10 protein-coding genes are annotated in these 10,767 nt (G+C 71.8%); 6 read left to right on the plus strand and 4 right to left on the minus strand.

Features of this window, described 5'->3' with window-relative positions:
• Nucleotides 1-6 precede the first annotated feature (6 nt).
• Complete coding sequence (locus ACIBCJ_RS25635; protein ID WP_365980381.1) at nucleotides 7-1,035, minus strand: chitinase; 1,029 nt, start codon at nucleotides 1,033-1,035, stop codon at nucleotides 7-9.
• A gap of 194 nt (nucleotides 1,036-1,229) precedes the next feature.
• On the opposite strand from ACIBCJ_RS25635, the gene ACIBCJ_RS25640 reads away from it, so the two are divergent.
• Genes ACIBCJ_RS25640 through ACIBCJ_RS25655 form a run of 4 tightly spaced genes read left to right on the plus strand, consistent with a single transcriptional unit; the run spans nucleotide 1,230 to nucleotide 5,917 of the window.
• Nucleotides 1,230-1,772: a hypothetical protein gene (locus tag ACIBCJ_RS25640; RefSeq protein ID WP_365980382.1), complete on the plus strand. Its 543-nt coding sequence runs from the start codon at nucleotides 1,230-1,232 to the stop codon at nucleotides 1,770-1,772.
• Between the two features lie 17 nt (nucleotides 1,773-1,789).
• Entirely contained in the window at nucleotides 1,790-4,087 is a 2,298-nt protein-coding gene (locus ACIBCJ_RS25645) for a glycosyltransferase (protein WP_365980383.1), read from the plus strand.
• The gene (locus tag ACIBCJ_RS25650; RefSeq protein WP_365980384.1) at nucleotides 4,087-5,178 is read left to right on the plus strand and encodes an acyltransferase; all 1,092 of its coding nucleotides are present in this window, start codon (nucleotides 4,087-4,089) and stop codon (nucleotides 5,176-5,178) included. The genes ACIBCJ_RS25645 and ACIBCJ_RS25650 overlap by 1 nt, the downstream gene beginning before the upstream one ends.
• Before the next feature lie 43 nt (nucleotides 5,179-5,221).
• On the plus strand, nucleotides 5,222-5,917 hold the full coding sequence (locus tag ACIBCJ_RS25655) for a demethylmenaquinone methyltransferase (RefSeq protein ID WP_365980385.1): 696 nt from the start codon (nucleotides 5,222-5,224) through the stop codon (nucleotides 5,915-5,917).
• A gap of 87 nt (nucleotides 5,918-6,004) precedes the next feature.
• Here the strand turns inward: ACIBCJ_RS25655 and ACIBCJ_RS25660 are convergent, their stop codons facing one another.
• Entirely contained in the window at nucleotides 6,005-6,532 is a 528-nt protein-coding gene (locus tag ACIBCJ_RS25660) for a GNAT family N-acetyltransferase (protein ID WP_362511911.1), read from the minus strand.
• A gap of 97 nt (nucleotides 6,533-6,629) precedes the next feature.
• On the opposite strand from ACIBCJ_RS25660, the gene ACIBCJ_RS25665 reads away from it, so the two are divergent.
• Complete coding sequence (locus tag ACIBCJ_RS25665; protein WP_362100485.1) at nucleotides 6,630-7,922, plus strand: geranylgeranyl reductase family protein; 1,293 nt, start codon at nucleotides 6,630-6,632, stop codon at nucleotides 7,920-7,922.
• A 124-nt stretch (nucleotides 7,923-8,046) separates the two neighbouring features.
• On the opposite strand, the gene def is transcribed toward ACIBCJ_RS25665, so the two are convergent.
• Nucleotides 8,047-8,673: a peptide deformylase gene (gene def / locus ACIBCJ_RS25670; RefSeq protein WP_365980386.1), complete on the minus strand. Its 627-nt coding sequence runs from the start codon at nucleotides 8,671-8,673 to the stop codon at nucleotides 8,047-8,049.
• A gap of 124 nt (nucleotides 8,674-8,797) precedes the next feature.
• Nucleotides 8,798-9,628: a C40 family peptidase gene (locus ACIBCJ_RS25675; RefSeq protein WP_365980387.1), complete on the minus strand. Its 831-nt coding sequence runs from the start codon at nucleotides 9,626-9,628 to the stop codon at nucleotides 8,798-8,800.
• 778 nt (nucleotides 9,629-10,406) lie between these two features.
• On the opposite strand from ACIBCJ_RS25675, the gene ACIBCJ_RS25680 reads away from it, so the two are divergent.
• Nucleotides 10,407-10,766, plus strand: a complete 360-nt coding sequence (locus ACIBCJ_RS25680) for an NADH-quinone oxidoreductase subunit A (protein WP_003974383.1) — start codon at nucleotides 10,407-10,409, stop codon at nucleotides 10,764-10,766.
• Nucleotide 10,767: the final 1 nt, after the last annotated feature.

Genomic DNA, 10,767 nt, shown 5'->3' on the forward strand with positions numbered 1-10,767 from the left:
CGCCCGCTATCCCGCGAACGCCTCCGCGAACGCGCCGCTCTCCTGTTCCACCCCGCTGCAGTCGGTCAGCGCGTTCTCGGCGGACGCGTCGTCCCCGCACCGCCGGTCCCGGAACGCCGCCCACACCGACACCCAGGCGATGCCCTTCTCCGCGGCGAAGGCGCGGACCTCGGCGGCGTCTTCGAGGGTGAAGGTCTCCCCGGCGACGTCGTTGACGCCGAGCATCGAGGTGAGCGCCATGCCCCGCCAGGCGTCCGCGTCGGATGTGCCGAAGACCTTCCTCAGCTGCGTGTGGGCGGCCTTCGCGGAGGCGAGGGCGTAGTCGCCCATGTCGTCGGTGTACGACTCGCCGTAGTTCATGGTCATGAGGTTGACCGTGGAGACCCGCACGCCGTGATCGTCGGCCGACGCCAGCAGCGCCAGGCCGTCGGTGTCCAGGCCCGAGGGCATCACCGGGAGGGTGAAGGAGACCTGGAGGCCGCTCCGTTCCTCCTGGAGCAGCGCGATCGCCTCCGAGCGGAGGGCGCGGGACTCGGCGTCGGCCAGCTCGTCGCCCTCGATGTCGAAGTCGGCCCGCGTGGACCCGGCGGCGTCCAGGGCGGCGCCGTACGCAGCCGCCAGTGCCGGGGCGCTGTCGCAGGCGGCGGCGAGTTCCGTGCCGGACGCGCCGCCGAAGGAGACGCGGACGGTGGCGCCGGACGCCTTCAGCTTCCCGACGCGGGCGGCGACGGAGGTGTCGTCGACGTCCTGGACACCGTTCCAGCGCGGCACGCAGCCGTCGCCGGACGAGATGACGAACGCCAGGTTGTACACCGTGGGGGAGCCCGCGGTGTCGGTGGCGGAGGCGGTGGTGGCGCTGACGTAGGGGGCGTAGACGGTGGCCGGCGCGGAGGACGCGGAGGTCGCGGAGGTCGCGGAGGTCGCCGACGGTGCCGCGGGGGCCGTGTCGGCGGTGCCGTCCGGTCCGGCGCAGCCCGCGGTGGCCAGGGTGAACAACAGGGCGCACCCGGCCGCCGTATTCCGGTGAACCCTCATGAGTGCACTCTCCCGTTCTCGTCCGTGGTCGTCGTCGGACCAGTGAAGGTGGCACGCGTTCCTGGGTCTTCGCTGAGGAAAGGGCGCCGTGCGGTGCCCTCTCCCAGGAGACGGACAGGATGGGCCGCTTTTCACCGGAACCTCTCAAGAACCTGCCAGTCGACGACAGGCAAGGCTCCCTAACGTCCGGGGGCATGCACTCCGAGCCTGCCTACCCACCCCGTGCCGTATCCCGTGCCGCGTCCCGTACCGCCGCGTCCCGTGCCGCCGCGCGCGGTCGTCGCCGCGCCCGCGACGAGGGATCCGCCGAGGGGCCCGTGTTCGTCGACAGCACCGGACGCCGTGCCCGGCTGCTGCGCCTGCTGGGACTGCTGGTGGGGGCCGTGTGCGTCGGCTACACGGCCGTCCTGGGCCTGGCCTTCATGGGCGTCGGCATCTCGGTCAACCCGTCCTCGCTGCTGCCCTTCGGCGTCGGGGGCGGAGGCGGACCGGAGGGCGGACCCGGTCCCGGCGGCGGCACGCGTCCCCAGGGCGGGGCCGCTCCCACGGGCGCCCCGCCGAGCGGCGCGCCCTCCGTCGCCCCCAGCGCGGCATCCAGCGCCGCTGCCACTGCACCCGCCACTGCCACTGCACCCGCCACTGCCACTGCACCCGCCACTGCCACCGCACCCGCCACTGCCACCGCACCCGCAGCTGCCATCACACCCGCCGCACCCGCCGCCGCCCGCACCGACTGACCGGACGCCCCCACCCCATGACCACCCCCACCCCACCCCCCGTCCCGCCCGCCCGGGGACGCCGCCGCGCCCCCACCCGCATGGCACGGGCCGCCGGCCGGGCCGCCGCCCTGCAACGCCCCCGTGTCCTCCTCGCGCTGCTGCTCCTGCTCGCGCTGACCTGCGTGCTGCTCCTCGACGGCTACCTGCGCGCGGAGGTCGGCGGCGACGAGCGGGTCCGCACCGGCGCCTCGGCGAGCGACGTCCCCGACGACGTGCTGGACGGCGGCCCGATCCTGTCCTTCCCGGGCGGGCAGGCCACCACCGTCTCCGTCCCCGACAGGACGATCGTGCTGACCTTCGACGACGGCCCGGACCCCACCTGGACACCGCGGGTGCTGGAGATCCTCGAGAAGTACGACGTGCCCGGCACGTTCTTCCTGGTCGGCTCGATGGTCTCGCGCCACCCCGGCATCGTGCGGGACATGGTCGAACAGGGCAACGAGGTGGGCGTCCACACCTTCACCCACGTCGACCTCTCCTACCAGAGCCGGGCCCGCGTCACCCGCGAGATCGAGCAGACCCAGCTCGCCCTGGCGGGCGCGGCCGGCATCACCACCACGCTGTTCCGGGCGCCCTACTCCTCGCAGACGGACGCCATCGACAACTACAGCTGGCCCGTCTACCAAAGCCTCGGTGAGGACGGCTACACCAGCGTCTTCGTCGACACCGACAGCGACGACTGGAAACGGCCCGGCGTCTCGAAGATCGTCGAGTGGGCCACGCCGGAGGACGACGAGGGCGCGTCCGTCCTCTTCCACGACGCCGGTGGCGAGCGGTCGCAGACGATCGAGGCGCTGCCGAAGTACATCGAGAAGATGAAGGCGGCGGGCTACACCTTCACCACCGTCAGCGGTGTCATGACCGAGCAGCAGACACAGCAGACACAGCAGACGCAACAGCCACAGCAGACACGGCAACCGGGCGGCAGTGGCAGTGGCAGTGGCGGCGGCAGTGGCGGTGGCGGCGGGCTCCAGGCCGCCCACCACGCGGCCACCGGTGCCACCCTCTACGAGGGCAAGGCGCTGATCGCGGCCGTCGCCGTCGCCGAATGGACGGTGCCGGCGCTGTCGGCCGGACTCGTGGTCGTGGGCGTGGCCGTCCTGGGCCGGTTCGCGATGATGCTGGTCCTCGCCCGCCGCCACCACAGACAACGCAACCGACGCCGCTTCAGCTGGGGCCCGCCCGTCACCGGGCCGGTGAGCGTGATCGTCCCGGCGTACAACGAGAAGGAGTGCATCGAGGCGACGCTGCGGTCACTGGCGGGCAGCACCCACCCGATCGAGATCATCGTCGTGGACGACGGCTCCACCGACGGTACGGCGGAGATCGCCGAGTCCCTGGGACTGCCGGGCGTCCGCGTCGTGCGGCAGGCCAACGCGGGCAAGCCCGCCGCCCTCAGCAACGGCGTCCGGCAAGCCCGTTGCGACATCATCGTGATGATGGACGGCGACACCGTCTTCGAGCCGGACACCGTGCGGAACCTGGTGCAGCCCTTCGCCGACCCCGCCGTCGGCGCGGTCGCCGGCAACGCCAAGGTCGGCAACCGGCGGACCCTCATCGGTGCCTGGCAGCACATCGAGTACGTGATGGGCTTCAACCTCGACCGGCGCATGTACGACCTGCTGCGCTGCATGCCGACCATCCCCGGCGCGATCGGCGCCTTCCGGCGCGAGGCGGTCCTCCAGGCCGGCGGCATGAGCGACGACACCCTCGCCGAGGACACCGACATCACCATCGCCCTGCACCGCGCGGGATGGCGGGTGGTCTACGAGGAGCACGCCCGCGCCTGGACGGAGGCGCCCGGGTCGCTGGGCCAGCTCTGGTCCCAGCGCTACCGCTGGTCGTACGGCACGATGCAGGCGCTGTGGAAGCACCGCCGGTCCCTGACGGACCGGGGGCCCTCGGGCCGCTTCGGGCGCGTCGGCATGCCGCTGGTCGTGCTCTTCCAGGTGGTCACGCCCGTCTTCGCCCCGCTCATCGACGTGTTCACCGTCTACTCGATGCTCTTCGTCGACCTCCGCGCGGCGCTCCTCGCGTGGCTCGCGGTGCTGGGCGTGCAGCTGGTGTGCGCGGCGTACGCCTTCCGGCTCGACCGGGAGAAGTACCGGTACCTGCTGATGATGCCGCTCCAGCAGCTGGCGTACCGGCAGATGATGTACCTCGTCCTCATCCACTCCTGCGTCACCGCCCTGACCGGCGGGCGGCTGCGCTGGCAGAAGCTGAAGCGGACGGGCGAGGTCGGCACCCCGGCGGGGACCACGGGGGCCGGCTGATGGGCGCGCACCGCAAGGGTGCCCCGCGTACCGCTCCCGCGGACGGGGGCTCCCCGGCGCCGGGCCGGGACCGGTACTTCGACACCCTGCGCGCCCTGGCGCTGGTCCGGGTCGTCGCCTACCACGCCTTCGGCTGGCCCTGGGCCGGGCTGCTCTTCCCGTCCATGGGGGTCATGTTCGGCCTGGCCGGCACCCTGATGGCCCGCTCGCTGCAGCGTCCCGCGGCGACGGTGGTCCGGAGCCGGCTGCGCCGTCTGCTGCCGCCGTTCTGGTGCTGGGGCGTGTTCGTGGTGGGCGCGATGCTGGCGCGCGGCTGGATGCCGGGGTGGCAGATCGTCTACTGGGTGGTGCCGCTCGGCGACCCGCCGGGCAGTGCGTGGGGCGAGCAGGCCTGGGAGATCCTCTGGTACCTGCGGACGTACCTGTGGTTCGTCCTGCTCTCCCCGCTGCTGCTGCGGCTCTTCCGGCGTGCGCCCGTGCCGGTGCTGCTGCTGTCCCTCGCGCCGATCGTCGTGTTCCAGTTCCTCCGGCAACCGCCGGACGACCGCTTCGGCACCGGCCTGCTCGACCTGGCGACGTACCTCTTCTGCTGGGTCCTCGGCTTCGCGCACCGCGACGGCGTGCTGGGGCGGCTCAGGCCGGTCCCGGTCGTCGTCCTGTCGCTCGCCGCCCTTGTCTGCGGCGCCTGGTACGCCTTCGCGCACCGGGGCGAGTACGGCACCTACGACCTCGACGACATCCCGCTCGCGCAGGCCTTCTGGTCGGCCGGCTTCGTGACGCCGCTGATGTACGCCAAGGCGCGGCTCGGGTCCGGCCTCCGGGGACCGGTCCGGCCGCGGCGGCTGGACCGGCTGGTGAGCGTGTTCAACGCCCGCGCGGTGACGATCTACCTCTGGCACGAGCTGGCCCTCGTGCTGGCCGTGCCGCTGATCGACCGGCTCTGGGACGTGCCCGCCTTCGAGGCGTACCTGCCGCTGGAGAGCCAGTGGTTCCTGCTGGTGGTGGGGTGGGTGCTGATCGCGCTCTTCGTGCTGCTGTTCGGATGGGTGGAGGACGTCGCCGCGCGGAAGCGGCCGCGTCTGCTGCCGTGAGCCCGTCGGCGGTGAGCGGGGGAGGTGCTGCAACAATGGGCCCGTGACCCGCGCTTCCCTGAACAAGCAGCCGCACGAAGTCGCCTCGATGTTCGACCACGTCGCGGAACGGTACGACCTGACGAACGCCGTGCTCTCGCTCGGCCAGGACCGGGCGTGGCGCAAGGCGGTCGCGCAGGCCGTCGACGCCCGCCCGGCGCAGAAGGTCCTGGACCTGGCGGCCGGCACGGCGACCTCCTCCCTGCCCTTCGCCCGCACCGGCGCCTACGTCGTGCCCTGCGACTTCTCCCAGGGCATGCTCAAGGTCGGCAAGGAGCGGCACTCGTGGCTGCCGTTCACCGCGGGCGACGCCACCCGGCTGCCGTTCAAGGACGGCGTCTTCGACGCCGTCACCATCTCCTTCGGGCTGCGCAACGTGCAGGACACGGACGCCGCGCTGCGCGAGATGTACCGGGTGACGCGGCCCGGCGGCCGGGTCGTCATCTGCGAGTTCTCGCACCCGACCTGGGCGCCGTTCCGCACCGTCTACACCGAGTACCTGATGCGCGCCCTGCCGCCGGTCGCCCGCGCGATGTCGTCCAACCCCGACGCGTACGTCTACCTCGCGGAGTCCATCCGGGCCTGGCCCGACCAGCCGGCGCTCGCCGAGCGGCTGGGCAAGGCCGGCTGGACCAGGGTCGCGTGGCGCAACCTGACGGGCGGCGTGGTGACGCTGCACCGCGGGTTCAAGGCGGTCTGAGCGCGACGCGCTCAGCACGGCCGGTTCCCCGGCTCCGCCGGCACCCCGGCCCGGACCGGGGTGCCGGCGGAGCCGGGGAACCGGCGGTCAGGCGTCGAGGTCGCCGCTGTCCAGGGAGAGGCGGTAGCAGTGCCCCCGCTGCTCCGAGGACGGGATCGTGAACACCTCGGCGAGCCGCATGCCCAGCCGCTCGGTGACCGCGATGGAACGGGCGTTGCGCGCGTTGACCATCGCGACCACCCCGGTCACCCCCGTGGCGCCCACCCGCTGCAATGTCTGCCGGGCCGCCGCCGTGACGTAGCCCTTGCCCCAGTGCGCCCGCCCGAGCCGCCAGCCGATCTCGATCTCGCCCTTGGGGCCCCACTCCCCGGGCCACGGCTGGGCGCCGGTGAACCCGATGACCTGGCCGGACTCGTCCACCATGGTCCACAGGCAGAAGCCGCGCTCCGCGTCGTGCCGGCGCTGGCGGGCGGTCAGCTCCTCGTAGACGGACAGTTCCGCGGCCCTGCCGCCGTGGAACTCCATGACGTCCGGGTCGTCGAAGATCCGGTGCCAGGCGACGGCGTCCTCGTCGGTGGGGACGCGCAACGTCACGGCGGGGAGAGGTCGCTTCACTGGGCAGCCCTTCAGCCGGGTGGTCGGTGACGCTGAATAGACTGCCCATGACCAGTGCCGGTCGGCACGCAGATTCCGAACTTGGGGAGATCCCGCCGTGACCGTCGAGACTGAGCCGCTCTCCGAGAACACCGCCGACGTCATCGTCGTGGGCGCGGGGCCGGCCGGCTCCACGACCGCGTACCACCTGGCCAAGTCGGGCCTCGACGTCCTGCTGCTCGAGAAGACCGCGTTCCCCAGGGAGAAGGTCTGCGGCGACGGCCTCACCCCGCGCGCGGTCAAGCAGCTCGTCGCCATGGGCATCGACATCTCCGAGGAGGCCGGCTGGCTGCGCAACAAGGGGCTGCGCATCATCGGCGGCGGCTCCCGCCTCCAGCTGGACTGGCCGGATCTGGCCTCCTTCCCCGACTACGGACTCGTCCGCAAGCGCGACGACTTCGACGAGCAGCTCGCCCGGCAGGCCCAGAAGGCCGGCGCCCGCCTGTACGAACGCTGCAACGTCGGTGCCCCGATCGTCGACGACCGCACCGGCCGGATCACCGGCGTGCACGCCAAGCTGGGCGAGGACAAGCGCGAGGTCACCTTCCACGCGCCGCTGGTCGTGGCCGCCGACGGCAACTCCACGCGGCTGTCCCTGGCGATGGGCCTGCACCGCCGCGAGGACCGCCCGATGGGCGTCGCCGTGCGCACGTACTTCACCTCGCCCCGCCACGACGACGACTACCTGGAGTCCTGGCTGGAGCTGTGGGACCGGCGCGGTGCGCAGGACCGGCTGCTGCCGGGCTACGGCTGGATCTTCGGCATGGGCGACGGCACCTCGAACGTCGGCCTCGGCGTCCTCAACACCTCCGCCGCCTTCAAGGAGCTGGACTGGCGCGAGATCCTCAAGGCTTGGTGCGCGTCCATGCCCGAGGACTGGGGCTACACCCCGGACAACATGACCGGCCCGATCCGCGGCGCCGCCCTCCCCATGGCCTTCAACCGCCAGCCCCACTACACCAAGGGCCTGCTCCTCGTCGGCGACGCCGGCGGCCTGGTGAACCCCTTCAACGGCGAGGGCATCGCCTACGCCATGGAGTCCGGCCAGATCGCCGCCGACGTCGTCGTCCAGGCCCACGCCCGGGCCACGCCGAGCCAGCGCGAGATCGCCCTCCAGCGCTACCCGCGGGTCCTCAAGGACACCTACGGCGGCTACTACACGCTGGGCCGCGCCTTCGTGAAGCTCATCGGCAACCCGAAGGTCATGCAGATCGCGACCCAGCGCGGCCTGACCCACCCGGTCCTGATGAAGTTCACCCTCAAGATGCTCGCCAACCTGACGGACCCGACGGGCGGCGACGCGATGGACCGCATCATCAACGGACTGAGCAAGGTCGCGCCGAAGGCCTGAGCCTCCTGAGCCCGCCCGGCCGGCCCGGCCCCACGACCCGGCCTCACGGCCCGGCACGTCACGGCCTGGCCCCACGGACCGGCCGACCGCCGGGCCCGCCGGGCCGGCCGGGCCGCCGGGCCGTTCAGGCGATGAAGGCCGCCGCGTTGGCGGAGCGGCGCGCGAGGACCTCCTCGCGCCGGTCCGCCGACTGCCGCAGCGCCGCCTTGCGTTCCCGGCCGGAGAGCCGGTCCAGGTAGACCCGTCCGTTCACGTGGTCGGTCTCGTGGGCGAGGCACCGCGCGAAGTAGCCGGTCCCCTCGACGCGGAGCGGCGCGCCGTCCTTGTCCAGGCCCCGCACGACAGCCCGGTCGGGCCGCGGTACGGCCATGACGGCGCCCGGCACCGACAGGCACCCCTCGCCCTCGTCCAGCAGTCGCCGGGCGGCCGGGGGGAGGGCTTCCAGCACCGGATTGACGACGTGCCCGACATGTCGGACACCGTCGTCGTCCGGGCAGTCGTAGACGAACAGCCGCAGGTCGACCCCGACCTGATTGGCGGCCAGCCCCGCCCCCTCCGCGACGTACATGGTGCGGAACATGTCGTCGATGAGCGCGGCGAGGTCGGGCCCGAACTCCGTGACGTCCCGGCACGGCCGGTGCAGCACCCCCTCGCCGGCCTCGGTGACGCGGCGCACCGATCCGCGCCGGGCCTCGGGCGCGAACGGGGGGTAGGAGGCGGTGGGCCGCCCCTGGACGAACACACTCGGCATGACGTTCTCTCCTCCGGCTCGTGGACGGGCCGGTGGGACCCGGCCCGCGCCGAGCATGCCAGGACAGGCCGAAGGGCCGCAGCCCCCGAGCGGCTGCGGCCCTTCGCCGGGATGTGCTCGCGTCCTACAGAACGCGCACCGCGCCGCTCGGCGGGTCGTACGACAGCGGCTTCTCGACGACACCGGTGGAGGAGTTCTGCGCGCCGACGAACATGCCGCCGCCCACGTAGACGCCCACGTGGTACGCGCTGCCCGCACCGCCCCAGTACAGGATGTCGCCCGGCTGGAGGCTGTCCAGCCCGACCTGGGTGCCGGCCGTCGACTGGGCCTGGGAGACGCGGGGCAGGCTGATGCCGACCTGCTTGAAGGCGGCCTGCACGAGACCGGAGCAGTCGTACGCGGACGGGCCGGTGGCGCCGGAGACGTACGCCTTGCCGACCTGGGCCTGCACGAAGGAGACGACGGCGGCGGCCGAACCGGTGGCGGTGGACGAGCCGGTGCTGCTGCCGCCCGTGGCGGTGGAGGGGCCGGTGTCCGCGGAGGCGCTCAGGGTGGTGCGCTCGGCGCTGCGCGCGGCGCGCTCGGCGGCCTCCTTGCGCGCGGCCTCCTCGGCCTTCTTCTTGGCTTCCGCGGCCTTCTTCTTCGCCTCGGCGAGATCCGCCTTGGCCTGCTTGGCGGCCTTCGCGGCCGCCGCGTCACGCTCGGCCTGCAGCTGGTAGCTCGCGGCCGCCTGCTGCGTGACGTCCGCGGACTGGGCGACCTGAGCGGCCAGGTCGGCCGTCAGGGTGGGCAGTTCGAGGGTCTGCGTCACCGGTTCGGCCGCGTGGGCCGACCCCGACGCACCGGCCACTGCCAGGGTGCTGAGGACGCCACCGGCAACTCCGGCCCGCATCGCGATCGTCGACGCGTTGCGGCGGGGCTTCCGGTGGCTGCGTATGTGAGCGGTGTGGGACATAGGGACAACCGGTATCAGTAGCTCCTCCATACCTTCAAGAAACGTGGGCTGCGCCACAGTTGTTCAATCGAGCCGTCGAATCCCGGGCGTGTCGCTCTTTATTGACGCCGTAACGGACATTGCGGACTGGCCGTAACTAGCCTGTGATCACGGTCTTTGATCGTTACGCCCGAATTGCCCCGCGCTTACCACTGGTTGAGGCACTTGGCCAAGCCCGGTTCTCAGACGCCTCTCATGAATGTGGCACAGGTCACGGAACGGTTACCCCGGCGCGTGCGTCCGTCGCGTGCGCGGCGCGCGGTCCGGCGTCGTCCGTCATCGCCCGCCGGCGCTCGTGAACGCGTGCACGTGTCCACATCGCCCCCGCCTCTCCTCCTGACGTGTGAACGCCTCCTCTATCAAGGCCGCTCGCCCGGCGCCAATTTGCATGCAAGGGAACCATCTTGATATGGAGACGCGCCCCGCGGCACCCCTCTGGCCAGCGACGACGAGCGAAATTGTCACCTCTGGTGATCAGGTGAACGCTTCCTGTGTGAAGATCACCGCTCATCCGACTTCATGATCGTTCGTCAGGTGGTGGAGATCACAAAGCTTGTGCAATACCCCGTGTCGCAGATCACAGAGCGTCGGGCATAGGATGCGAGGCAGTTGGGCTTGTGACCTGCTTCACATGTTCGCGATCTTCGTCGGGACGGGCGGGGCTCGTGGGGCTGTCGGGGCGGCTCTGAGTCCACTGCAACCGCCAGCAGTCAGTGCCGACTGAGAGGAGCGAGGAGCGGTGAACGCGTATGCGCCCATCCTCGTACTGGGAGCCCTCGGGGCAGGCTTTGCGATCTTCTCCGTGGTGATGGCCACGCTGATCGGTCCGAAGCGGTACAACCGGGCGAAGCTCGAAGCCTACGAGTGCGGCATCGAGCCGACCCCCACGCCGGCCGGCGGCGGGCGCTTCCCCATCAAGTACTACCTGACGGCGATGCTCTTCATCATCTTCGATATCGAGATCGTCTTCCTCTACCCCTGGGCCGTCACCTTCGACGCCCTGGGGATTTTCGGGCTCGTGGAGATGCTGCTCTTCGTGCTCACCGTCTTCGTCGCGTACGCGTACGTATGGCGGCGCGGCGGCCTGGAATGGGACTGAG

Origin of the sequence: Streptomyces sp. NPDC051136 (genome assembly GCF_044455745.1) — a bacterium.
Classification (GTDB): domain Bacteria; phylum Actinomycetota; class Actinomycetes; order Streptomycetales; family Streptomycetaceae; genus Streptomyces.

Coding starts and splice junctions, on each gene's coding strand:
- ACIBCJ_RS25635 (WP_365980381.1), bottom strand. CDS start 1,035: ATGAGGGTTCACCGGAATACGGCGGCCGGGTGCGCCCTGTTGTTCACC.
- ACIBCJ_RS25640 (WP_365980382.1), top strand. CDS start 1,230: ATGCACTCCGAGCCTGCCTACCCACCCCGTGCCGTATCCCGTGCCGCG.
- ACIBCJ_RS25645 (WP_365980383.1), top strand. CDS start 1,790: ATGACCACCCCCACCCCACCCCCCGTCCCGCCCGCCCGGGGACGCCGC.
- ACIBCJ_RS25650 (WP_365980384.1), top strand. CDS start 4,087: ATGGGCGCGCACCGCAAGGGTGCCCCGCGTACCGCTCCCGCGGACGGG.
- def (WP_365980386.1), bottom strand. CDS start 8,673: ATGCCGAGTGTGTTCGTCCAGGGGCGGCCCACCGCCTCCTACCCCCCG.
- ACIBCJ_RS25675 (WP_365980387.1), bottom strand. CDS start 9,628: ATGTCCCACACCGCTCACATACGCAGCCACCGGAAGCCCCGCCGCAAC.